This window comes from Jiangella sp. DSM 45060 (assembly GCF_900105175.1).
GTDB lineage: Bacteria > Actinomycetota > Actinomycetes > Jiangellales > Jiangellaceae > Jiangella.
In genome coordinates, this window is the sequence record NZ_LT629771.1 from 5136774 (window position 1) to 5161045 (window position 24272).

General features: G+C 72.6%; 21 protein-coding genes. 4 read left to right on the forward strand and 17 right to left on the reverse strand.

Annotated elements, in window-relative coordinates; translation table 11 throughout:
* Positions 1-12: 12 nt before the first annotated feature.
* The gene (locus BLU82_RS36165; protein WP_092623322.1) at positions 13-4164 is read right to left on the reverse strand and encodes a ThuA domain-containing protein; all 4152 of its coding nucleotides are present in this window, start codon (positions 4162-4164) and stop codon (positions 13-15) included.
* 380 nt (positions 4165-4544) lie between these two features.
* Complete coding sequence (locus tag BLU82_RS22795) at positions 4545-5000, reverse strand: MarR family winged helix-turn-helix transcriptional regulator (protein ID WP_092623323.1); 456 nt, start codon at positions 4998-5000, stop codon at positions 4545-4547.
* 69 nt (positions 5001-5069) lie between these two features.
* Between BLU82_RS22795 and BLU82_RS22800 the strand changes: the two genes are divergently transcribed.
* Both BLU82_RS22800 and BLU82_RS22805 read left to right on the forward strand, forming a co-directional pair.
* Complete coding sequence (locus tag BLU82_RS22800; protein WP_092623324.1) at positions 5070-6218, forward strand: Mrp/NBP35 family ATP-binding protein; 1149 nt, start codon at positions 5070-5072, stop codon at positions 6216-6218.
* Between the two features lie 15 nt (positions 6219-6233).
* Entirely contained in the window at positions 6234-7100 is an 867-nt protein-coding gene (locus BLU82_RS22805; protein WP_092623325.1) for a hypothetical protein, read from the forward strand.
* Here the strand turns inward: BLU82_RS22805 and BLU82_RS22810 are convergent, their stop codons facing one another.
* The 15 genes from BLU82_RS22810 to sigE form a co-directional block, all read right to left on the reverse strand.
* Positions 7101-8594 (reverse strand): multicopper oxidase family protein, encoded by a 1494-nt coding sequence (locus BLU82_RS22810; protein ID WP_092623326.1) that lies wholly within the window; start codon positions 8592-8594, stop codon positions 7101-7103.
* Positions 8578-9021, reverse strand: coding sequence for a hypothetical protein (locus tag BLU82_RS22815; RefSeq protein ID WP_092623327.1), 444 nt, complete (start codon positions 9019-9021; stop codon positions 8578-8580). Before BLU82_RS22815 ends, BLU82_RS22810 begins: the two co-directional genes overlap by 17 nt.
* A gap of 112 nt (positions 9022-9133) precedes the next feature.
* On the reverse strand, positions 9134-9844 hold the full coding sequence (locus BLU82_RS22820) for a response regulator transcription factor (RefSeq protein WP_092623328.1): 711 nt from the start codon (positions 9842-9844) through the stop codon (positions 9134-9136).
* Positions 9845-10077: 233 nt separating this feature from the next.
* Complete coding sequence (locus BLU82_RS22825) at positions 10078-12174, reverse strand: hypothetical protein (RefSeq protein WP_092623329.1); 2097 nt, start codon at positions 12172-12174, stop codon at positions 10078-10080.
* A 4-nt stretch (positions 12175-12178) separates the two neighbouring features.
* Positions 12179-13423 (reverse strand): enolase C-terminal domain-like protein, encoded by a 1245-nt coding sequence (locus BLU82_RS22830; protein ID WP_092623330.1) that lies wholly within the window; start codon positions 13421-13423, stop codon positions 12179-12181.
* 4 nt (positions 13424-13427) lie between these two features.
* The gene (locus BLU82_RS22835; RefSeq protein WP_092623331.1) at positions 13428-14222 is read right to left on the reverse strand and encodes an SDR family NAD(P)-dependent oxidoreductase; all 795 of its coding nucleotides are present in this window, start codon (positions 14220-14222) and stop codon (positions 13428-13430) included.
* 11 nt (positions 14223-14233) lie between these two features.
* The gene (locus BLU82_RS22840) at positions 14234-15052 is read right to left on the reverse strand and encodes a carbohydrate ABC transporter permease (RefSeq protein ID WP_092623332.1); all 819 of its coding nucleotides are present in this window, start codon (positions 15050-15052) and stop codon (positions 14234-14236) included.
* 4 nt (positions 15053-15056) lie between these two features.
* On the reverse strand, positions 15057-15998 hold the full coding sequence (locus BLU82_RS22845) for a carbohydrate ABC transporter permease (protein WP_092623333.1): 942 nt from the start codon (positions 15996-15998) through the stop codon (positions 15057-15059).
* Between the two features lie 28 nt (positions 15999-16026).
* Positions 16027-17289 (reverse strand): ABC transporter substrate-binding protein, encoded by a 1263-nt coding sequence (locus tag BLU82_RS22850; RefSeq protein WP_092623334.1) that lies wholly within the window; start codon positions 17287-17289, stop codon positions 16027-16029.
* Between the two features lie 87 nt (positions 17290-17376).
* Complete coding sequence (locus tag BLU82_RS22855) at positions 17377-18084, reverse strand: FadR/GntR family transcriptional regulator (RefSeq protein WP_069114384.1); 708 nt, start codon at positions 18082-18084, stop codon at positions 17377-17379.
* A 309-nt stretch (positions 18085-18393) separates the two neighbouring features.
* Positions 18394-19014, reverse strand: a complete 621-nt coding sequence (locus tag BLU82_RS34370; RefSeq protein WP_157741204.1) for a twin-arginine translocase TatA/TatE family subunit — start codon at positions 19012-19014, stop codon at positions 18394-18396.
* A gap of 58 nt (positions 19015-19072) precedes the next feature.
* Entirely contained in the window at positions 19073-20473 is a 1401-nt protein-coding gene (locus BLU82_RS22865; protein ID WP_092623335.1) for a S1C family serine protease, read from the reverse strand.
* Between the two features lie 58 nt (positions 20474-20531).
* Entirely contained in the window at positions 20532-21641 is a 1110-nt protein-coding gene (locus tag BLU82_RS22870; protein WP_157741205.1) for a sigma-E factor regulatory protein RseB domain-containing protein, read from the reverse strand.
* Positions 21638-22213, reverse strand: coding sequence for an anti-sigma factor (locus BLU82_RS22875; RefSeq protein WP_092623337.1), 576 nt, complete (start codon positions 22211-22213; stop codon positions 21638-21640). Before BLU82_RS22875 ends, BLU82_RS22870 begins: the two co-directional genes overlap by 4 nt.
* Positions 22210-22851, reverse strand: a complete 642-nt coding sequence (gene sigE, locus BLU82_RS22880) for an RNA polymerase sigma factor SigE (protein WP_092623338.1) — start codon at positions 22849-22851, stop codon at positions 22210-22212. Before sigE ends, BLU82_RS22875 begins: the two co-directional genes overlap by 4 nt.
* 114 nt (positions 22852-22965) lie before the next feature.
* Here sigE and BLU82_RS22885 point away from each other — a divergent pair, with 114 nt between their 5' ends.
* Together BLU82_RS22885 and BLU82_RS22890 are read left to right on the forward strand one after the other, a co-directional pair.
* Positions 22966-23688, forward strand: coding sequence for an O-methyltransferase (locus tag BLU82_RS22885; protein WP_092623339.1), 723 nt, complete (start codon positions 22966-22968; stop codon positions 23686-23688).
* Between the two features lie 70 nt (positions 23689-23758).
* Positions 23759-24268: a GNAT family N-acetyltransferase gene (locus tag BLU82_RS22890; protein WP_092623340.1), complete on the forward strand. Its 510-nt coding sequence runs from the start codon at positions 23759-23761 to the stop codon at positions 24266-24268.
* Positions 24269-24272 lie beyond the last annotated feature (4 nt).

Below are 24272 nucleotides of genomic sequence, written 5' to 3' on the forward strand. Positions count from 1 at the left end.
CGCCGCAGGAGCTCAGCCGGTGCCGACGGTGCTCTGTGCGGCGGCGCGGAGCACGGCGCCGCGTTCCCGCGTGGTGAGCAGCGCCGCGACCTCGGGCTGGTCGAGCACCTCGCCGACGTGGCGGACGAACTCGCCGTGGTCGGTCCACTCCTCGCCGTCGAGGATGAGGTCACCGACGGTGCAGCCGTCGGCCAGCGCCCGGTTCGGGACGCCGCTGTCGACGTCGCCGACGACGATGGTCGTCCGGGTGTCCGGCGTGGGACAGGCGGCCGGCTCGTCGTCCGGGTTCACCCTGAAGTGGTCGAACCCGACCTCGACCGGCGCCGTCTGACCTCGCCCCTGGTGCAGCGGGCCGACACCGCCGTCGGTGATACCGGTGTTCTCGACCGTGCCGGGCAGCTCGATCCAGGTGACGCCGTCGACGCTGACCCAGCCGGTGAACGTCGTGCCGGACTTGCGCAGCCGGAACCACCACTCGTCGCCCGGGTTGGCCGGCGCCGGCTGCAGGTTCGGCTGGGTCGCCGACGGCACGTCGTTGGTCTCCGAGCGCAGCTCCACCCGCAGCGTCCGCGGCTGGCCGGGCAGGTTGTCGGCGACGAGGTCGAGCTTCACGTAGTCGCCGTCGTCCTGGTAGTACTGCAGCCCGACCTGCTGGTAGCGCTGCTCCAGCGGCGCGTGCACCTTGGTCTCGATCAGCCAGTCCTCGTCCGGGCCGATCGGCTGCAGGAACTGGTTCTGCACCGGCGGGGAGTTGTTGGCGCCGAAGTTGCCGCCCGACGTCGTCCTCACCCAGAGCCGTCCGTCGGCGAGGCGGTGGTCGGTGGCCACCTCGCGGACGATCCGCGACCACCGGCAGGTGTCCAGCTCGGCGCCGTCGAACTCGTCGTCGCCGACGGGGCACTGCGGACGCGGTTCGGCCACGCCGTCGCCGTTGTAGCGCAGCCAGTCGACCGAGAGCAGGTCCGGGCCGCCCGGCGTGTAGCCGTCGCGCGCCTGGAAGACCATGAACAGCTCGAACGAGCCGCCGGGGTCGGTCAGCGGCACGTCCAGCTCCTGCACGACGTCCCAGCTGCCGTTGCTGAGCACCTCGACGCTGCCGAGCAGGTCGCCGTCCGGCGCGTCCTTGCGGAACTCGATGACGCCGCCCTGGCCCGCCGACGACGCCCCGACGGTGACCGAATCGATGCCGTGGAAGCTCACGGGGTCGTAGGACACCCAGTCGCCGGGCCGGATCTCGCCCAGCCGCACCCCGGCGCTGGAGCCGGCCCGGGCCAGCGGCGTGACGCCGCTGTTGCCGTCGTAATACTCCGCCTCGGTGCGCTTGGTGCGCAGCTGGACGCCGGACGCGCCGGTCAGCGTGCCGACGCCGTCGCCGCCGCGGTCGACGTAGACGCCCTCGAGCACGTAGTACAGGTTGACGTCGCCGCCGTGGCCGCCGTCGGTCATGGTCGGGACGACGCCCTCGCAGCCCTCGACGGTGTCCAGCGGATGGGCGTGCTCGTCGTGGCCGAGCAGCGTCTGCACCAGCACGTCCTCGCAGGCGATGCCGCCGTCGGCGATCGAGCCGTCCTCCGCGTCCTCCACCGACACCCGGTACGGCACCTGGTCGCCGAACTCGAAGAACCCGCCGTCCGGCGGCAGCTCGACCGTCACGACCGGCCGGGTGTTGCCGACCACCACCTGCACCGCGGCCAGCGCCTCGCGGCCCTCCTCGTCGGTGACGGTGAGCCGGGCCTGGTAGGTGCCGTTCGCGGTGTAGACGTGCGACGGGTTCGCCTCGGTGGCGCTGCCGCCGTCGCCGAAGTCCCACGCGTACGTGACCGGCAGGCCCTGCGGGTGCCCGCTGCCGGCGCTGGAGAACTGGACGGTCAGCGGCGCCTGCCCGTCGGACGGGGTGGCCGCCGCGCGCGCCGTCGGCGGCCGGTCGCCGGCGACGTAGTCGATGCGGTAGATGCCGGAGTCGTCGTTCGGCTCACCGCGCAGCGCGCCGCCGAAGTTGCTGCCCCACTCGATGACGTAGAGCGAGCCGTCCGGCCCGAAGTCCATGTCCATCGGCCGGATCCAGGTCTGGTCGATGCCCCACGGGTCGACGGAGTAGACGTCGCCCGCGCTCGCGGACGGGTAACGGTCGCCGACGTGGTCCTCGGCCAGCACGGACACCGTCTTGATCCAGCGCCGGTCCCACTCGGCGATGAACCACTTGCCGTCGTAGGAGGCGGGGAACTTGGTGTCGGAGTCCAGCTCCGGGTCGTAGTCGTAGATCGGGCCGCCGTGCGGCGCGATGCCGCCGGTGCCGAACTCCGGCCAGGCGGGCGTCGCGCCGTAGTTCTCGTACATCGTCGCGCCCACCACCGGCGGCAGCTCGCGCAGGCCGGTGTTGTTCGGCGAGTCGTTGACGGGGTTCGCGCAGTCGAACGGCGCGCCGGCGGTCGCCGTCGCGAAGTCGTAGTCGTGGAACGGCCGGTTCGGCCCGATGCAGTACGGCCAGCCGTAGTTGCCGGCCTCGGTGATGAGGTTCCACTCGCCGTGCGCCTGCGGCCCGCGCGTCGTGCTGTCGCTGCGCGCGTCCGGGGAGTGCTCGCCCAGCAGGACGTCGCCGGTGGCGTCGTCGACCCGGAACCGGAACGGGTTGCGGAAGCCCATCGCGTAGATCTCCGGGCGCGCGCCCGCCGTCCCCGGCGCGAACAGGTTGCCGTCCGGGACGGTGTAGCCGCCGTCGTCGGTCGGCGTGATGCGGATCAGCTTGCCGCGCAGGTCGTTCGTGTTCGCCGACGTCGACTGCGCGTCGTAGTGCGCCCGGCCGCTGCGCTCGTCGATCGGCGCGTAGCCGCCGGACTCGAACGGGTCGATGTTGTCGCCGATGGCCACGTACAGGTTGCCGGCCGCGTCGAAGTCCATCGCGCCGCCCATGTGCACGCCGGACCGGTTCCGCTGCCGGTACGTCGGGATCTCGAGCAGTACCTGCTCCGACGCGAGGTCGAGCTGGTTCTCCGTCGTCAGGTCGAACCGCGAGATCTGGATCTTCGCTTCCGTGGCGTGCGAGTAGGTGAGGTAGATCCACCGGTTCGTCGCGAAGTCCGGGTCGACGGCGACGCCCAGCAGGCCGTCGGAGTCGGGCGTGTACACCGGCACCGTCCCCGCCGTCGTCACCCCGAGCGTCGACTGGTCGATCACCTTCACCGCGCCGCCCCGCTCGACGAACACGACCTCGTTCTCGGTCAGGAAGCCCAGCGCCATCGGGTCGGCCGGGTTCGAGGCGATCTGCACCTTGTCGAAGCTGTCCTCGACGGTGCCGCCGCAGTCGCCGTCCGCGACGCCGGCCGCCCACTCGATGCCGCCCCTGAGATGCTCGACGAACTCGGCGTCGTCGAACGCCGCGGGGCTGTGGCCGCCCGCGGTGTACCAGGACCGGCCGCCGTCGTAGATCTGGCACCACGAGAACGGGTGGTTCGGGCCCTCGGTGAGACCGGCGATGCCGACCTTGGTGTCGACCCAGGCCAGGACGTGTGCGTCGCCGACGACGCGCTGATTCCAGTTGTACCACTCCTCCTCGAACTCCCAGAGCTCCGGCAGATTCGCCGTGGAGGGATGCACCCGGTCGGTCACCTTCACCCGGCCGTCGATGGTCCCGTCGGGGTTCGTGCCCGGCGGATGGTTGGTGAAGATCGACCCGACCAGCCCCTCGTACCACGCCCAGTCCCGCTCGGCGGCCGTCGCCGCGTGCAGGCCGGTGAAGCCGCCGCCGGCCTGGATGTAGCGCTGGAACGCGGCCCGCTGCTCAGCGTTGAGCAGGTCGCCGCTCTGCGGGGTCGAGTTCGTGTTGTTGAAGATGACGACGTCGAACGTCGCGAGGTCCGCGTCGTTGAAGACGGTCGAGTCGTCGGTCGTGACGACCTCGAAGTCATGCGCGGCGCCGAGTTGCTCGATGGCGGCCTGACCAGCGGGGATCGACTGGTGGTAGAAGTTGGTGACCTTGGAGAACACGAGCGCGCGGAACCGCGGCGCCGCTTGCTCGGCCGGCTCCGGCTGCGCGGTGGTGGCCGCGCTGGTGGTGGCTCCGGCGGCTGTGGCTGCGGTGCCGGCCGCGGCCGCGCCGACCAGGGCGGTCGGCAGCAGGGCCAGCGCGGTGACGATCGAGGTGAGGCGGCGGGTGCTCCGGGACATCGGGCCTCCTTGACCGGGAAAGCGCCTTCCCACGAGCCGGAGAGCGGCAGGTGGATGGATTGGTAAGGGCTTTCCCGCGTACGCTAGGGGCTTTCGCCAGCCGCCGTCAATAGTCCGCCGGCACCGTGCGGTTCGCGCACCTCGCGGGTCACGTCGCAGATCGTGCGAGTGACGTCACAGGTGGCGGAGTACGGTCCCCGCCCGGCTGGGAGGACTCCCACCCTATGGGCGGGCACCGACAACGCCCGCGCGCTGACCTACCGCACATCGACACAGGGCACGGCGGCAGGCCGGTGACGCCGCGGTGACCGGGCGTCACCAAACCCCCACACCGAGCTCTCGCGGCGGAGAAACGGGCAGAAGGGGCCGGCGAACCGGCGTCAGGGCTCGATGCGCCGGAGCAGCTGCGACAGCGTCGCCAGTTCCACGTCGTCGAAGCGGCCGACGACGTAGTCGTGGACGCCGCGGAGGTGGGTGCCGGTGGCCTCGCGCAGCCGCTCGTACCCCGCGTCCGTCAGCACCGCGTAGAAGCCGCGGCCGTCGCGTTCGGCCTGGGTGCGTTCGAGCAGGCCCTCGTCGACCATGCGGTCGACGAGGCGGGTGAGACCGCTGGGCGAGAGCATGACGCGCTCGGCCAGCTCGCTCATGCGCAGCCGCCGGCCGTCGGCCTCGAGCAGGCGCACCAGCACGTCGTACCAGGCGAGCGGGAGGTCGTGGCTGGTGAGGAGGTCAGCTTCGAGGCGCCGCATGACCCGGGACTGGGCGCGGATGAACAGACGCCACACCTCGAGCTGCTCAGGAGTGACCCACTGATCGGTGTCCTTGCTGGCCGTCATGGTGTCCAGATCCTAGACGCCGGTGCCCGCCGGGCGGCGCAGAAGCGCGGCGGACGTAGCATCGACACCATGAGTGCGCTCCCCACCGTCGACGACGTCACCGCGGCCCTGGCCGGGGTGAAGGATCCGGAGATCAAGCGGCCCATCACCGAGCTGAACATGGTGAAGTCGGTCGACGTCGCGGCCGACGGGCGGGTCACGGTCGCGGTCTACCTCACGGTGGCCGGCTGTCCGCTGCGCGACACCATCACCCGCGACGTCACCGCGGCCGTCATGGCGCTGCAGGGCAGCACGTCCGTCGAGGTGGTGCTCGACGTCATGTCGGCCGAGCAGCGCAAGGAGCTGTCCCAGCAGCTGCGCGGCGGCGCGCCGGAGCGGGAGATCCCGTTCACCAAGCCCGACTCGCTCACCCGCGTCTACGCGGTCGCGTCCGGCAAGGGCGGGGTCGGCAAGTCGTCGGTCACGGCGAACCTCGCCGCCGCCATGGCGGCCGACGGCGTCCGGGTGGGGCTGGTCGACGCCGACATCTACGGCCACTCCATCCCGCGCATGTTCGGGGTCGAGGGGTCGCAGCCGACGGTGGTCGAGCGCATGATCATGCCGGTCCCGGCGCACGGCGTGAAGCTGATCTCGACGGAGATGTTCAAGCCCGACCGCGACATCCCGGTCGCCTGGCGCGGGCCCATGCTGCACCGCGCGCTGCAGCAGTTCCTCACCGACGTCTACTGGGGCGACCTCGACGTCCTGCTGCTCGACCTCCCGCCCGGCACCGGCGACGTCGCCATCTCGCTGGCGCAGCTGCTGCCCAACGCCGAGATCGTGGTCGTCACGACACCGCAGCTGGCGGCCGCCGAGGTGGCCGAGCGGGCCGGGTCCATCGCCATGCAGACGCACCAGCAGGTGGCCGGCGTCATCGAGAACATGTCGTTCCTGCCGTGCCCGCACTGCGGCCCGGAGCACCGCCTCGAGCTGTTCGGCAGCGGCGGCGGGCAGCGCGTGGCCGACGGCCTGTCGAAGCGGCTCGGCTCCACGGTGCCGCTGCTCGGCGAGATCCCCATCGACACCCGGCTGCGCGAGGGCGGCGACGCCGGCACGCCATTGGTGCTGGACGAGGCGGACGCCCCGGCGGCGGCCACGCTGCGGCAGGTGGCCAAGCGGTTGTCGCACCGCCAGCGCGGCCTGGCCGGCATGTCGCTCAGCCTCTCCCCGGCGGGCTGATGGCAGGGTCGGCGGATGCGTCGTGTCGCCGTCCTGCTCAGCGCCTTGCTCGTCGTCGCCTGTGGTGACGGCGACGGCGGCAGCTCGGCGACCCCGTCCGGCGAGCCGCCGGGCAGCCCCGTCACCGCGGACCTCACCGTCCCGCCGGGCACGGTCCTGCTCGGGGCGCCGTTCCCGCACGCCGGTGGGACGGAGGCGCTGCTGCTGGTCGACGGCGATCCGGTCGCGGCGTTCGGCGACCTCGTCGACCAGGTCCGCGCCGCCGGGCTGGAACCGCTGACCTACCACCCGGACGACGACGCGGAGCCCGCGACCTGCCGGCTCCGCGACGACGACCCGTCCACGCTGGAGTGCGAGACGCACGCGTTCGGCCCCGACGGCTACCGGCTCGACCTCACCCTACTGGTCAGCGAGGACGACAACCCGTACCTGTCGTTCGTCCGGGTCGCCGAGGTCACCGGCAGCCCGTCGTCGCCGCTGCCGGACCTGGAGGCCGAGGCGCCCACCCCGGACGGCGAGTCGCCGGTCACGCCGCCGCCGGTCCCGGACGAGTTGCCCGGGCCGGGCGACCCGATCGGCGCGCCGTTCGCCCCGTCCGGCGAGGAGCACACGCTGCTCGACGGGTACGAGCTGCTCGCCCCGCCCGTCCCGGCGACGTGCGCGACCGGCGGGTTCGTCGCCGTCGTCCGCGGCACCGGCGGCCAGAGCACCGCCGACGCCGTCGCCGCGTGGGCCGAGCACCTGGGCGAGGAGTCGTTCGCGCAGGTCCCCGAGCCGGACGTCGACGCGACGGGCCGGGTCGTCCTCAGCGGGGCGGGCGCCGGGACGGTCACCGTCACCGGTGCGGGCGAGTACGTGCTGCTGGACCGTTGTAATGACTGATCATTCCGGCTCGTTCGCGCCGGGCCCGCCGATCCGGAACGGCGTGTACACCCCGGCGTAGGCGAGGTGCGCCACCAGCCCGTCGGCGGCGTGCGGCAGGTCGTGGCAGTGGTCCAGCCAGATCCCCGGGTTGTCCGCGACGAACGCGATCTCGTACGTCTCGCCCCGTCCGACGTCGAGCGAGTCGACGATCCACGGGCTGCCGGTGGCGGGTTCGCCGTCGCGGCTGAGCACGACGGCGTGGTGGCCGTGCAGGTGCATGGGGTGGTTGTCGGCGCCGGAGTTCTCGATCCGCAGGCGCACGACGTCGCCGTCGCGGACCACGAACATCGGCACGTCGGGGAACATCCGCCCGTTGATCGTCCAGTACCGGCCCGGCACGCCGTCGACCAGCCCGAACCGGCGCCCGATCCGGTACTCGAAGCTGCGGCCGGCGTCGGCCGGGTCGAAGCCGAGCGGCGCCGGCGTGCCGTAACGCAGCAGGTCGACGGTGTCCGCGGGCGGGTCGCTCGCGGACGGGTCCGCAGCGCCCGGCGGCCCGGCCACGACAGCCACCCCACCCGCCTCCACCCGCACCGCCGTCCCGTCCGCCGGCACCGCGAACCCGAGGTCCACCCGCCCGCCGGCGGCCAGCGTCACCGCGGCGTCCGTCACCGGACCCGGCTCGTGCACGTCGCGCCCGTCGACCGCCAGCACGCGCACCGGCACGTCCGCCGTCCACGCCCGCTTGACCTCGTTGTCCGTGTTGACCAGCCGCAGCCGCACCTCGTCGCCCGGCGCCGCGTCGACCCGCAGCCCGTCCCGGCCGTTCACCGTCGGCCGGCCGCCGTAGGTGTGCACGGCCGCGACGACGTCGTGGCCCGCCGCGACCCCCGCGCGCGGCGCGACCACCAGCACACCGAACAGCCCGCCGCGCACCTGGGCGTGCGACACCTGGTGCGAGTGGTACCAGTACGTCCCGGCGTCCTCGGCGACGAACCGGTACGTGTGCGACCCGCCGACGGCGACGGCGTCCTGGGTCACGCCGGCCACGCCGTCCTCGGCGTTCGGCACGTCGACGCCGTGCCAGTGCAGCGTGGCACCGTCCCGCACCGACGCGTTGACCAGTGTCACCTCGACGAGGTCGCCCTGCTCGACGCGCAGCTCCGGCCCCGGCGTCGTGCCGTTCAGCGTGTACCGGCCGCCGTCCTCCGTTGCGACCAGCTCGACGGCGACGTCGGCCGGCCGGTCCCGCGGGCCGGTGAGTTCGCCGACGTCGCGGTCGCCCGGCTGCCGCGGCGGCCCGTCCCAGCCGTGGCCGTCGTGCCCGCCGTGCACGGGGTCGGCGGGGCCGCCGCCGAACTCGGCGTGCCCCATGCCCATGACGGAGTACGTGTCCGGCAGCCGGCTCGACGACCACACCAGACCCGCGGCCACCAGCACCGCGACCGCCGCCAGGCCGCCGACGACCAGCCGGTCGTTCCGGCGCGGCCGGCGCTCAGACCCGAGCGGCATCGCCGGTCGCCTCGGCCGGCGACGGCTCGGCCCGCGTCGCCGCACGGTACGCGACCAGCGCGAGCGTCAGGATCGCGAACGCGTTGACGGCGTGCAGCAGCCCGGCGGCCGGCAGCTCGAACGCCGCGTAGCCGAGCGTGATCTGCACCACCACGCCGAGCAGCACCAGCGCCGCCCACGTCACGCCGCGGCGCACCTTCGCCAGGAACGACACGACCAGCAGCACCAGCGCCAGCAGCGGGATCACCAGCGTCCCGCCGATGGCGTGCAGCATCGGCCCCGCGTTCGGCGGGTCGGTGTCCGTGGTGAAGATCGCGCCGTCCTCGATCTCATGGATGAAGCCGAACGTGCCGAACGCGATCATCGCGGCCTGGAACACCACCGCCAGCGCGATCAGCCCGCTCACCACCCGATACGTCGCCCGCATGAGCGCCCCCCTCTCCTCACCTGCGACGCTACGGACCGGCGTGCGGACGAGGCAGGGTGCCAGCAGGCGACTGCGCGGGGTGCCAGCACCCCGTCAGACGCCGGGTGCTAGGTCACCGGCCCGCCTCGGCGGCGGGTTCGATCAGGTAGCCGACCCCGCGGACGGTGTGGATCATCGGCTCGCGGCCCTTGTCGATCTTGCGCCGCAGGTACGAGATGTACAGCTCGACGATGTTCTGCTGGCCGCCGAGGTCGTACTGCCAGACGCGGTCCAGGATCTGCGCCTTGGACAGCACCCGGCGCGGGTTGCGCATGAGGAAGCGCAGCAGCTCGAACTCGGTGGCGGTGAGCCTGACCGGCTGGCCGGCCCGCCGCACCTCGTGTGCGTCCTCGTCCATCACCAGATCGCCGACGGCCAGCACGGACACCTCCGCGGGGAGCGCCGCCCCGGCGCGGCGGAGCAGCCCGCGCAGCCGGGCCACCAGCTCCTCCAGGCTGATCGGCTTCGTCGCGTAGTCGTCGCCGGCGGCGGTGAGGCCGGTGACCCGGTCCTCGACCGCGTCGCGTGCGGTGAGGAACAGCACCGGCACGCCGGGACGGTGTGCCCGGATGCGCCGCAGCACGCCGAGCTCGTCGACGTCGGGCAGCATGACGTCCAGCACGACGGCGTCCGGCGCCTCGTCGATGGCGGACCGGATCGCGTCCTGCCCGGTCAGCGCCGTCGTCGTCGCCCAGCCCTCGTAGCGCAGCGCGGCGGTGAGCAATTCGGCGAGGTTCGGCTCGTCGTCGACGACGAGGATCCGCGGCGGCAGCGTCTCAGTCATACGTCCGGTCTACGGGCCGTGGTTGAGGGACGGCTGAGACGACCCTGTGAAGTTCCTGTGAGAGGCGGAGCCGCCGGGGCCGCCTCGGCCTTCGCCCTGGCCGGAACGGTCCGGCCGGGCGTGGTCGGGCTGCGCCTGGTCCGGCGTCGTGGACTCCGGCGCGGACGGCTCGGTCTCGCCGCCGTCCGGCCGGCTGGTGCACGTCCTCCCGACCCTCGGCGGCGATCCTGTGCTCAGCCCACGCCGGAGCTGTGCGTGCCCGGTGAATCCGTGACGCCGCCGGCGTCGACGTCGATCAGCCGGCCGCCGGCCCGCAGTCCCCGCAACCGAGCGTCCGGGTCGACCGCCGCCAGCCGCGACGACACCGTCAGCGACCCGTCGACGTCCGGGCGGACCCCGAAGAACCCCTCGACCACCAGCGCCGACCACGAACCGGCCGACGAGCAGGACCAGTCGATGAGGTACGGGAACTGTGGCGGCGACTTCACCGCGCCCCCGTTGAGCGGCTCGGCCGCCTCCTCGACGAAGTGCGCCTGCCCGGGCGGGCCCTGGTTCGCCGTCCGCGCCAGGCCGGTCAGCCAGTCGGCGGCGACGTCGGGGCGGCCCAGCTCGATCAGCGACCGCGCGGCGTCGGCCGGCCAGGCCGGGTAGGCGCCGTTCCACTGGTGGTCGGGGCGGACGCTGAACGCGGCATCGTCGTCGTACGGCGACAGCGCCCGCAGCCACGACGGCGTCTGGAGCTCGCGGACGAAGAACTCGACCATCTCCGCGCGCCGCCGCTCGGGCAGGTCGGCGGCGATGGTCATGCCGACGGTGGTGAAGTCGTAGCAGTGCCGCACCGGCAGCATCCGCCCGTCCGGCTGCCGCGCGTGCCAGAACCCCTGGCCCTCGACGTACAGCTCACCGACGTGCGGCACCAGCGCGTCGGCCTTCTTCCGCAGGTCGTCGGCCAGGCCGTCGTCACCGCGCAGCGCCGCGACGTCGGCCGCCGCCCGCATGCACCACACGTTGGCGGCGTTGAGGCTGGCCACCTCGTGCACGTACGAGCTGACGCACTCGAGCAGGTTGTCGATGCCGCCGTAGTCGGCCAGCGCGTGCTCCTTGCGGAACCCCTCCCAGGCCGTCGCCCAGTCGGCGACGTGCGCCGCGACCGGCTGGGCCGGGCCGTCGTGCGCGGCCAGCTCGACGTCCAGGAAGCCGGGCTCGCCGTTCCACCGCACGTAGTCGCGGACCAGCCGGATCATCGCGTAGTCGTTGACGGAGTACCAGTAGCCGGCCGGCCCGCCGGTCTGCCACTCGGTGCCGAAGTGGCGGTGGATGTCCAGCGCGATCCAGTGCTCGATCTGACGGCGCATGGGCACCGGGTCGAGCAGCGCGTGGATCATCGAGCTGAGGCTGAAGTCCCAGATGAACGTGGTGGTCTGCCAGTACCGCGGCATCAGCGTGTCGTAGACGCGGCCGAGGTGGCTGGCCGGGCTGTCGCGGCGGAACCAGATGACGCCCAGCACGCCCCACCAGTACAGCCGGCGCAGCGCGTCGTTCGACGTCTCCAGCGTCGGCACGTGCCCGCTGAACTGGTCGTTCCCGGGTGTGAACGCGGCGCGCAGGGTGTCGTCCCACTGGGTGCGGGCGGCGGCCACCTGCCCGGGCACGTCCGCGACGACGGTGTCGTACGCGGCCAGCGCGCCCTCGGCGTCGGCGCCGACCACGTGCACGTAGCCGAACCGGTAGCGCTCCCCCGGCGCCAGCGACACGTCCAGCTCCAGCGAGCGGCCGCCGGCCCGCGCGCCGTCGGCGTCCAGGCCCTGCACGCTCACGGCGGCCGTCGTCGCGGCCCGGCCCAGCAGGGCGGGGCGGTCAGGCAGCGCGGCCAGCGTGTTCGGCTCGGACGGCGGCTCCGGCACCCGCCACGGGCCGGCCTGGGTCACCGTCGACGCGATCGACAGGCCCAGCCGGACCTTCCGCTCGGCGCCTGACGTGTTCGTCACAGCGATGTCGACGACGACGCCGTCGACGCCCGGCGGGGTCACCGTCGTCGACTCGAGGTCGAGGTCGCCGAGCCGCGCCGACCGGACGACGCGGTCCGGGCGCCACTGCAGCGTGACCGGCACGCCGAAGGACCGGAACAGCCGGCCGTCGACCCACAGCGCACCGGTGACGGTGTCGCCGTGCGAGACCGGTGCGAAGTTCACGCTGCGCACGGCCGTGATGTCGTGGTCGACCTGGACGGCGCCGAGGAAGTTGGTCAGGCCGGGCGGGTTGACCATGTCGTCGTAGTACTGCGCGATCGGGTCGGAGGCGAAGTCCTCGACCGTCGGGATGAGCCGCATCGGTTCAGCGTCCTCCGAGATCGACGGGGCCGGCCGCCGACGGGTCGGCCCAGTCGGAGTTGGGTAGCAGCGGGTACCAGCCGGGCCGGCCGGGATCGCGGTCGTACGGGTAGCCGCCCAGCTCGCGGTAGAGCTCGGCGTACTCGGCGACCTTGTCGCGGTCCAGCTCGACGCCCAGCCCGGGCCCGGCGGGCACGTCGATGCCACCGTCGTGGTACCGGAACGGCCCGCCGGCGATGACGTCGCCGGTCAGGTGGTGGTAGTGGGCGTCGGCCGCGAACGCCAGGTTCGGCACGACGGCGCCCAGGTGCAGCATGGTGGCCAGCTGGATGCCCAGCTCGCCGGACGAGTGCACCGCGACGCCCAGCTGGAACGTCTCGCACACCCCGGCCGCCTTCACGCACGGGCGGATGCCGCCCCAGAACGTGGTGTCGAGCAGGACGACGTCGACGGCGGGGTCGCGGACGTTCGCGGCCAGCTGCTCGAAGTTGACCACGACGGTGTTGGTGGCGATCGGGATCGCGGTCCGCTCGCGCACCCGGCGCAGGCCGTTCATGCCCCACGTCGGGTCTTCCAGGTAGTCGTTGCGCAGGCCCTCGATGCCGGCGGCGAACCGGATCGACTCCTCCGGCGACCACGCGCCGTTGGGGTCGTGGCGCAGCCGGTCGCCGGGGAACGCCTCGGCCAGTGCCCGGTAACACTCCAGCTCGTAGCCGGGCGGGAAGACGCCGCCCTTGAGCTTGTGCACGGTGAAGCCGTACTGCTCCTTCAGCTCGCGGGCGTGCGCGACCAGCTGCTCCGGCGTGCGGACCTCGCCGCTGCCGTCGGCCGCCGGGTAGCGGAAGAACAGGTAGCTGGCGAACTCGACGTGGTCGCGGACCCGGCCGCCGAGCAGGTCGTGCACCGGCACGCCGAGGTGCCGGCCCTGGAGGTCCAGGCAGGCGAACTCGATGGCCGCGAGCAGCTGGGTGCGGTTGTTGTAGAGGCTGGCCGTCGGGTTGGCCAGCATGAACCGCAGCGTCTCGGTGCGGGCCGGGTCGTGTCCGACGAGGTAGTCGCGCAGGCCGCGCACGGCTTCCTCGGCGCTCTGCCCGCCGCCGCCCATCTCGCCCAGGCCGATCAGGCCGTTGTCGGCCTCGACCTCGACGATGGTGCGGACGAACCGGCCCCAGTGCGCGCCGTTGCTGTGCCGCAGCGGCGCCTGCAGGGGCACCGTCACGGTGGTGGCGCGCACGTCGACGATCTTCACGAACTCAGGTCTCCTTCACGTGCTCGGGCAGGGCCACCGGCAGGCCGGCCCGCAGGCCGCCGTCGACCACGAGGTCGGTGCCGGTGACGAAGCTCGCGTGCGGCCCGGCCAGGTAGGCGACGGCGTCGGCCACCTCGGACGGCAGGGCGACCCGGCCCAGCGGGTGCGACCGGCCCCACTCGGCGACGAGGTCGTCGGCCGGGCGGCCCTCGGCGTGCAGGCCGGCGGCCCAGCGCAACATCGGGGTGTCGACGGAGCCGGGCAGCACGGCGTTGACGCGGACGCCATCGGCCGCGTGGTCCAGCGCCATCGACCGGACCAGCGCGACCAGGGCGCCCTTCGACGCCGCGTACGCCGCGACCCGGGTCTGGGACTGGTACGACTGCACCGAGGCGACGACCACGACCGCGCCGCCGCCACCGGCGCGCAGCAGCGGCATCAGGTGGTGGCAGACCGCGAAGACGCCACGCAGATTCACGGCGATGACCTCGTCGAACAGCTCCATGCTGGTCTCTTCGACGGTGCCGTAGCGCTGGATGCCGGCGGCGCACACCAGGGTGTCGATGCTGCCGTGCTCCGCCGTCAGCTCCGCGGCGCACCGCTCGACGTCGCCGGCGTCGGCGACGTCCAGTGCCCGGACCCGCACCTGCCAGCCGCGCTCGGCGGCGTCGGCCGCCAGCCGGTCCAGCGCGGCGGCGTCGCGGTCGAGCGCGATCACCAGTTCGCCGTCGCCGGCCAGCCGCTCGACGACCGCCCGGCCGATGCCGGCGCCCCCGCCGGTGACCACGGCCACTCTCATCGGAAAACCCCCTAGAACTGGCCGAGGTTGAGGCCCCGGCTGAAGATGCGCTGCGTCGACAGGAACAGCACCACCGTCGGCAGCGACACCAGCAGGCCGCCGGCCAGCACCGCCGTCAGCTGCAGGCCACCGTAGGTGTCCTGGAGCGCGGCCGCGGCCGTCATGAGCGGCCGGACGTCGTTGGACTGGCTCAGCGCCAGGCCCAGCAGCAGGTCGTTCCAGACGAACGTGGCCTGCAGGATGAACACCGCCACCAGCGCGCTGGTGGACATCGGCAGGTAGATGCGCCGGAAGATCCGCCAGGTGCTGGCGCCGTCGACGACCGCCGCCTCGAACACCTGGTGCGCGATGCCGCCGAGGAAGTTGCGCATGACCAGCGCCGCGAACGGCACGGTGACGGCCGTGTAGATGGCGATCATGCCGAGCCGGCTGTCGTAGATGCCGGCCTCGACGTACCCGACGAACAGCGGCATCAGGATCATCTGCAGCGGGAAGACCGTGCCGCCGAATACCAGCACGAACCAGAAGAACCCGTGCTTGAGCCGCAGCGCCACGATGCCGAAACCGATGGCGGCGCCGAACAGCACCGCCAGCCCGGGCCCGATGATGCTGTAGAGCAGCGTGCTGGTGACGGCGTCGCCCAGGCCGCCGATCTCCCAGGCCTCACGCATGTTGTCGAACAGCGCGAAGTCGCCGATCGGGCGCCACACCTGGTCGGCCGCGTACTGTGCCGGGTCCTTGCTGGCGTTGACCAGCAGCAGGTAGATCGGGGCCAGCCAGATGGCGCCGAGTACCAGCAGGACCGCCGGACGGAGGATGCGTGCGGTCATCGGGTCACACCGCCCGCTCGGGCGACAGCTGCCGCCGCAGGTAGGTGATGGCCGCGAGGAACGTCACGACGCTGAGGAACACCGCGACCGCCGAACCGGCGCCGTAGGCGCTGTTCACGAACGTCTCCTCGTACATCGTCACCGCGAGGGTCTCGGCGTTGCGGCCCGGGCCGCCCTTCGTCATGATCCACACGATGTCGAACGTCTTCAGGCTGGCCACCAGGCTGAGCCCCACGACCACCGTCGTCAGCGGGCGCAGCATGGGCCAGTGCAGGTGCCGGAACATCCGCCAGCCGGACGCGCCGTCCAGCCGGGCGGCTTCGATCGGTTCACGCGGGATCGACTGCAGCCCGATGACGAACAGCAGCGCGTTGACGCCGCTCTGCTGCCAGGACGACGCGCCGATCATCACCAGCGTGTTCAGCGGCGCGTCGCTCAGCCAGCGCAGGTCGGCGCCGGGCAGGCCGAGCGCGTCCAGCGCCTGGCTCAGCCCGCCGCCGTTCTGCAGCACGAACCGCCAGACCACGCCCACCGCGACGCCGGAGATGGCGTACGGAATGAGGAAGGGCAGCCGGAACCAGCCGCCGAACCGCATCCCGTGTGACAGCACCGCGATGAGCAGGCCCAGCCCGACCGGGACCGTGATGCTGCCCACCACCCAGATGAGGGTGTTGCGTAGCGACGTGGCGAAGTTCGGGTCGTCGAACATCGCCCGGTAGTTGTCCAGCCCGACCCACGACGGAGAGCCGAGGCCGTTGTACTCGGTGAAGCTGATCCACGTCGTCCAGAGGAACGGCAGGTACAGCAGGACCGCCACCACCAGGACGGCGGGAAGGCTGAAGCCCCGCGCCGGCCAGCCGTACGTGGTCCGGCGGCGCCGCGACGGCTCGGGTGGTGCCGAGCCGCCGGGCGGCGTCTTGGGTGCGGCCGTGGCCGGCGCGGACATCGCTCGTTCCTCTCTCGGTGCGCGGGGCTCAGCCCTGCTCGGCCCAGTACGCCTCGGCCTCGGCCTCGATCGTCTCGAGAATCGGCATCGGGTCGCCGGGGTTCGTGACGAACGCGCTGAAGCCGTCCAGCGCCGCCGTCAGCACCGGTGTCGGCGTCGCCTCGAAGTACCGCTCGAGTAGCTGGTAGTCGCCGCTGCCGGACTGCGTGTTCAGATCGGCCAGCAGGCGGTCCTGCACCAGCGCCTTCGGGTTGAACGACACGTCGCCGCGGGCGTTCGCCCAGGCGGTCTGCGCCTCGTCGGTCATCCACCACTCGGCGTACTGCAGCGCGGACGTCTCGTTCTCGGCGCCCTTCGCGGTGCACATGGGGCCGGTCTCGAAGATCAGTGACGTCTGGCCGAGGTCGGGGTTGACGTTCGGGATGACGAAGAAGTCGTAGTCGGTGCCGGAGACCATGTCGACGCTGTTGAGCTGGCCGCTCAGGAACGTGCCGAAGTTGATCATGGCGACCGTGCCGGCCTTCAGCTGGTCCTGCGGCGCGGTCTGGTCGCCCGGGTCGCCGAAGTAGCCGGCCTCGAGCATGCCGCGCCACTGGTTCATCACCTCGACGACGCCGGGGTCGGTGTACTTGGCCTCGCCGGAGGACAGCGCGTTGTACAGCTCGGGGTCGGTGCCGGCGAGCAGCGTCTGGAACCAGACGAACGAGAACAGGATGTTGGTCTCGTAGAACGGGGTGACGCCGTTGGCCACCAGGGTGTCGGCGGCGGCGATCAGCTCGGTCCAGCTGGTCGGCTCGGCGATGCCGTACTGGTCGAAGACCGGCTTGTTGTAGTACATGACCCAGTAGGCCGCGTTCATCGGCACGCAGTACTGCTCGCCGTCGACGGTGAAGTGCTCCTTCATGGCCTCGGGCACGTCGCCGTTGTCGATCGCGGCCTGCCAGATGTCCGACGTCGGCGCCAGCAGGTCCTCGGCGACGAGGTCCTCCAGCTCACTGCCGGTGTGCCAGGTGAAGAGGTCGGGCTTGTCGTCGGTGCGGAAGGACTGCCGGACGAACGCCGAGTACTGCTCGGCGTCGGAGTAGCCGGTGAACTCCAGGCCCAGCCCCAGGCTGGTCTCCGACACGTCGGACACCTCCAGGAACTGCGGCTCCCAGGCGCCCTTGTCGGTGTAGAAGTTGATCAGGCCGGGGCCGCTCGCGCCCTCGGCGTCGTCGTCGTCGCCCCCGCACGCGGCCAGGACGAGCGTCGACGCCGCCAGCGCCGCCACCCCAGTGTGACGCAATCTCACGTGACTCACCTCTTAGCATTCAGGTATGACATCGGGTGTAACCGTGCAGCATGTGCCCATGACAGGGCAGTATGCCCCAATCGGTGGTTACCGCCCGGAATCGGGTCTCCTGCTGCGAATGGCCTCGATGACGTTGTCGAGGTGCTCCTTGCTGGCCCGGAACGCCTCGTCGGCGTCGCCGTCCAGCACGGCCCGCGCGATGCGCCGGTGCTCCTCGAAGTCCTCGCCCTCGTCCCCGTGCAACCGCAGGATCTCGCGCTGTTCCTGGGCGTGTACGAGCACGATCGAGTCGACGACCTCGGCCAGCACCGTGTTGCCGGACGCCTGCGCGACCGCCCGGTGGAAGTCGAGGTTGACGAGCCAGAGCCGCTCGTTGCGCTCGACGAGACAGCGCTCCGCCTCCCGTAGCGTCTCGGTGATCAGCTCGACGCCGTCAGGGTCACGGACGGTGGCGCCCATGGCCGCGATCGGCGGTTCGATGGTGCTACGCGCCAGCAGCAGGTCGACCAGGCTCTCGCTGGTCAGTAACGGTCCGTGTGGATTCGGCAGCACCGAGCGGCGCACGTTCTCCCCCACGTACACCCCGGACCCGTGCCGCAGCACCACCACGCCCATCGCCTCGAGCCGGCGCAACGCCTCGCGCATGGTCGGAACCGCGACGGCGAACCGCTCGGCCATCGACCGGACGGTGTCCATCTGCGCACCCGCCTCGAGGCGGCGCTCCCGGATCAGCGCGACGACACCAGCAGCCAGCTCGTCAGCCAGCGTCCGGCGACCCGCTTCCCCAGCAGTCACAGCCCCGTCCCCTTCGACGTCGTTAGCGGCGTTAGGAGAGATTAGATCACTAAATCACTTTTCTGTCGATAGTCGTGACCCTGCCGTGACCCTCGAGTCATGATCGTGGGCCGGTTGGGGATGCGAAGGCGCAGGTCGATGATGGTGGCCGCACGCCGGCCATTGCGGGCGGCGCGAGCGCGGCGGTCGCCGGGGCGTGTGCCCGGGCGACCCGCACGCACGCGGCCGAGGAACGAGCAACGTCAAGGAGACGGGGACGTGCGGGCCGATCCGCCGCCGGCGTCACCGCTCGGCGCAAACCGTCTGAGGTCAGGTGGCGTCGGGGTCGAAGCGGGGCGAGCGGGCCGCGTCGGCGGGGACGGGGGTGGGCTCGGGGTCCGAGGCGGCGTCGCCGGTCGGCTCGGGGGCCGCGCCGTCGCCGACCGGCTCGGAGGCCGCGGCGTCGCGGGCGGGCTCGGAGGCAGCGGGCTGGGCGGGCGGACCGGCCGGGGTGTCCTCCATCGGCGGCGGAGGCATGTCCTCCTCCGGCTCGGGCGGCACGTCGGCCGACGCCGGGGGGACGTCGACGGATTCGCCGGTGCGGTCACCGCCGGTGGCGGCGGAGCGGGCGGAAGGACGCCCGTTGCCGTTGGTGTGCCGGGACGGCGAGTCGTCATCGCCGTCGAGGCCGAGGTCCATGCCGTCGAGGACCTTCTGGCGCACGAACGACTTCGGGTTGCGCAGGTCGGAGAGGGTCTTCAGATCCTCTTTGTCGATGCCGAGGTCGCCGACCGTGCCGGAGAGGTCCTTGCGGGCGTTGGCCACCATGGTGCGGAGGTCACGAACGAAGCCGGCCGCCTGTCGCGCCATGTCGGGCAGCCGGTCGGGGCCGAAGACGAGCAGGGCGACGACGAGCAGCACGAACACCTCGCCGATACCTATGTCGAACACAGTCGGCCCCCACGTCCGTTACGTACGTGCATCCGTCCCCGCAAGACTACGTGCCGCGTCAACCGACTGCCGAGCCCAGGGTGAGGGTGAACTCCAGCTCCTCGCCGTCGCGGTCGACGACGACGGTGATGTCGTCGCCGGGCTCGTGGGCGCGCAGCCGGACGATCAACTCGGCCGGGGTGCGGATGTCGGTGCCGTCGACGGCCACCACGACGTCGCCAGACTCGATGCCGACCTCGTCGGCCGGGCCGCCGGGCGTGACGCCGGGGCCGTTGTCGCCGTTCTCGGCCACCCGGGCGCCCTCGCCGACGAAGCCGTTGTCGAGCAGCACGCCCATGACCGGGTAGACGGCCTCGCCGTCGGCGATCAGCTGCTGCGCCGTGCGCTGCACCTGCTCGATCGGGATGGCGAAGCCCAGCCCGATGGACCCGGCCTGCTCGCCCAGGCCGAGGCTGGCGATGGCGGAGTTGACGCCGATGACGCGGCCCGAGGCGTCGACCAGCGGGCCGCCGGAGTTGCCCGGGTTGATGGCGGCGTCGGTCTGCAACGCGTTGATGTACGACTGGTCGTCCTCGCCGCCGGCGGTGACCGGCCGCTCCAGCGCCGACACGATGCCACTGGTGACGGTGGCGTCGAGGCCCAGCGGGCTGCCGATGGCGACGACGGGGTCGCCGACGGCGACGGAGGCGGAGTCGCCGAAGACGACCGGGGTGAGGTCGTCGGCGTCGACGTGCAGGACGGCGATGTCGTAGCTGGGGCTGGTGCCGACGAGCTCGGCCTCGAGCCGGCGGCCGTCGGTGAACGCCAGCTCGATGCCGTCGTCGCCGGCGGTCGCGATGACGTGGTTGTTCGTGATGACGTAGCCGTCCTCGGAGATGACGAAGCCCGACCCGCCCGCGTCGGCCACGCTCACCGACACGACGCTGGGTAGCAGGGTCGCCGCGACGCCCGCGATGGACTCGGGCGGCCGCTCGACCACCCCCGCGGGGTCGGCCCCGAGAACGGTGACGGTGCCACCGCCGCCCGAATCGTCGTCGTCGATGGCCTCGGCCACCAGACCGCCGGCCCCGCCCGCGGCCACCGCCAGCACCAGGATGCCCAGCGTGGCCAGCCCGCGGCGCTTCTTCGGCGGCCGCCTGTGCCCGGCGCCATCACCCGCCGAGCCCGGCGCACCGGGCACGGAGAAGGCCGGCAGCACCGGCGGCGCGCCCGCACCGGCCGGAGCGGTGGCCGGCGAGCCGTCGGGCGCCAGGAGCCGCGTGGTCGCGCCGGGCGCCGCGCCGTTCCCGCCGGGCGCGATGGGCTGCGTCGCCGCGGCCGGGCCCGCGGCGGGGCCCGAGGCAGGGCTCGCCGCCGGGGCGGGCCGGCTCGTCTCGTCGGAGTACTGCCACGAGCCACCCGCCCAGGGGTCGCCGCCCGGGGTGGGCGCCGGCCCGAGACTGCTCCAGCCTGCCTTCATGGCGACATTCTCCCAGTCGTCGGCGCGGGACGCACCGTCCGGCCGCCGGTGATGACGATCAGTCGAACGGGTTGAACCACGAGCCGACCCGCTGCGCGCCCCGGGAGATGCGGTCGAGGAAGCCGTCCTTCTTCTCCTCGACGGTGGCGGCGGGGTCGGGCGGGAGGTTCTTCAGCAGGTCGCGGACGGCGTCGAGCGGCGCCTCGGCGACCACGGTGATGACCCGGCCGCCGCTGGACCAGGTGAGCCGGGCCGGCGGGCCGGGGCGGGTGTAGACGACGCCACCCTCGTAGTCGGCGGTGCCGTAGCCGTCGAGCTGGTCGGGGTCGAGCCACCCGGCCTGCTCGAACACCGACACCGTCATGACGCCGTCGGAGTAGCTGAGCTGGATGGCGTCGCCGACCCGCCGCGCCTCGTAGAGGTCGAGGCCCTCGCCGATGGACCCCGGGCAGTGCCAGCCGTCCTCGCGCAGCTGCTCGATGTCGTCCCAGCGCAGCATGGAGGCGGCGTCGTCGTAGGTGCTGGCCGCCCGCCCGACGCCGTCGCCGGACTTGCAGCAGTGGGCCGCCGTGCCGACGGCGATGGTGACGAACGCGCTGGCCGACAGCGTGTAACCGTCGCTGGTGTAGGACTCGCGGCGCAGCGGCAGCGCGGTCTCGCGGTCGAGCCACAGCTTCGCCGCGACCGAGCCGTCGCCGCGGTAGGCCACGACGATGTCGGTGGAGCGCCCGGCGACGGACTCGGCGCCGACCAGCCGGACGGTGTAGGCGCCGAGCAGGAGGTCGGCGGGGTCGTCGCCGGCCAGCCACCGCGACGTGGTGCGGCCGTCGAGGATGGCCGCCTGGCGGTCGTGCAGGCTGATCGACGTCTGGCCGCCGGCAGCGTGCTGGACCTGGACGACGGCGCTCGTGGCCGCGCCGGACTGGGTCAGCGCCGACCAGGTGGAGACGTACTGGGTGCCGCTGTAGGAGACGTGCTCGCCGGCCTCGGCCGACTGGCGCAGCAGCTGGACCGCCCGCGGGTCGTCGCCGACGTCGCGCGAGGAGGCCGGGACCGCCTGCACGAACACCGCCAGCGCGCCGACGATCAGGGGCATGGCCAGGACCGGCACGACCAGGGCGGCCAACCCGCCGGTCCTGCCGTGCCCGACGCGGTAGCCCAAGCTCACCAGCCGTCTCCGGTGGAGCTGTCGGTGGTGACCAGCAGCGACGCCGGCTCGACGAACGGGAGTCCGCCGGTGGAGCGGGCGTGCTCGACGGTGAACTGCTCGAGCGGCGGCACGACGCTGACCGGGGTGTCGGGGCTACCCGGCAGGTTGCCGGTGCCGCCGAGCGAGGCCAGCAGGATGAGCATGGCGCCGGTGGTGCACATGCCCAGCGCGACGACGCGGACCGCTCGGACCCGGCGGCCGGCGCGCCCGCTGGGACGCGAGCCGGACGGGCCGGACGGCGGCCGGGAGTCGCGCGGACGCCACGCCGCCACCGGGGCGGGGGTGGCCGACGCCGACGTGGCGGGCGGCAGCGGCTCGCCGGGCTCGGCCAGCGCCAGCAGGCTGGCGACCAGCTTGTCGGACGGCGCCACGGCCGGCAGCGAGCGCAGCGCGTTGCGGGCGTCGCGTTCCAGCTCGACGGCCTCGCGGCACTGCTCGCACACCGTCAGGTGGACCAGGGCGCGGTCGCGTTCGTGGTGTTCGAGGCGGTCATCGACGAGGTCGCTGATCCGCTCGTCGAGGTGTTTCATGCGGAATCTCCGTGTTCACGCGGCGCGTCGGCCTCGTGCTCGCCGACGCTGAGCGCGCTGGCGTCGTCGGGCGCACGGTGGTCGAGCGCGGCCCGCAGCTGGGCGCGGCCACGGTGGATGCGGCTGCGGACGGTGCCGAGCTTGATGCCCAGCGTGGCCGCGATCTCCTCGTAGGACAGGCCCTCGATGTCGCACAGCACGACGGCGGCGCGGAAGTCGGGCGGCAGCGCCTCGAGCGCCTTCTGGATGTCGGCCTCGAGCATGCTGTCGGTGATGACGCGCTCGGGCGTGGGCTCGCGGCCGTGCAGCCGCTCGGCGGCGTCGTCGGCGAGGGCGTCGAAGCGGATGCGCTGCTTGCGCCGGACGGAGTCGAGGAACAGGTTGGTGGTGATGCGGTGCAGCCAGCCCTCGAACGTGCCGGGCGTGTAGGAGGACAGGGAACGGAACACCCGGACGAAGACGTCCTGGGTGAGGTCCTCGGCGTCGTGCGCGTTACCGGTCAGACGGTACGCCAGCCGGTAGACCCGTCCCGAGTGCTCACGGACGATCTCTTCCCAGCTCGGCGGCGTCCAGGTCTCAACGTCGGCCACCCGGGGTCCTTCCTCGACACGGCTCGTCGGCACGAGCGCTACGTCCATCGTCACCCATTGCCCCTTTCGTGGCCAATCAGGGAAGCCCCCCATCTATTCCCGACGTTCCCTGTCCTCCAGAACGATCCGGGACGCCGAGGAGGTTCCGGTCCCACGACGCGGATGCTTGACGGCCTAAGCTCAGGACTGACACAGTTCGCGCGCGACACAGGACGTTCCGACCTGGAGGCCGTCATTTCCACGGGCAGCACCGCCATCACGCCGCAGTCGTGGGCCTACGCCGAGGCGTACCTCGACGAAGACCACATCGTCGGCCGCGCCCGGCAGCGCGCCGCCGAGGTCGGCGCCGTCCCGGTCGGCCGCGGCGCCGGGGCCGCGCTGCGCATGCTGGCCGCCGCGCTCGGCGCCCGCACCGTCGTCGAGGTCGGCACCGGCTGCGGCGTCTCCGGCCTGTACCTCTTGTCGGGCATGCGCGTCGACGGCGTCCTCACCAGCGTCGACATCGAGTCCGAGCACCAGCGGCTGGCCCGCGAGGCGTTCACCGAGGCGAACGTGCCGGCCAACCGCACCCGGCTGATCGCCGGCCCGGCGCTCGAGGTGCTGCCGCGGCTCACCGACGGCGCCTACGACCTCGTCTTCTGCGACGGCGACAAGACCGAGTACAGCGACTACCTGCAGCAGGCGCTGCGGCTGCTGCGCCCGGGCGGCGTCGTGGCCTTCGACAACGCGCTCTGGCACGACCGCGTCGCCGACTCCGCCCAGCGCGACCCCGACACCGTCGCCATCCGCGAGCTGGTCCGCCTCGTCCGTGAGGACGACCACCTGGTGCCGGCGCTGCTGCCGGTCGGCGACGGCCTGCTCGTCGCGGTCAAGCGCCCCGACTGACCCCGGCGAAATCCGGCCGATTCCACCATACGGGCGATTGACCGGCCGGTAACCGGGCACGATAGATCTCGTGCCGGAACTTGTCCGCCCTACCGTCGAGGTCCATGAGTCGTGGCTGGAGGCCGTCAGCGAGCCCGGCTACGAACCGCGCTGGGCCGACGACCTGCAGCTGGCCGACATGGTCCGGCCCGAGGGGTTCGCGGCGTACGTGCGCCGGCAGATCGACGACGAGCGCGAGGACGCCCACCGCTCGCGCGGCATGGTGCCGTCGACCCATCTCTGGTATGTCGACGGCCCGCTCTTCCTCGGCCGGCTGTCCATCCGGCACCACCTGACGCCGTGGCTGCGCGACTACGGCGGTCACATCGGCTACGACGTCCGCCCGTCGGCGCGGCGCCACGGCCACGCCACCGCGATGCTGCAGCAGGCGATGCCGTGGTCGGCCAAGCTCGGCATCGACCCCGCGCTGGTCACCTGCGACGTCGACAACGTGGCGTCGCGCAAGGTCATCGAGGCCGCCGGTGGCGTCTTCGAGGACGAGCGGCACGGCAAGCTGCGCTACTGGGTGCCCGCGAGCTGACGCG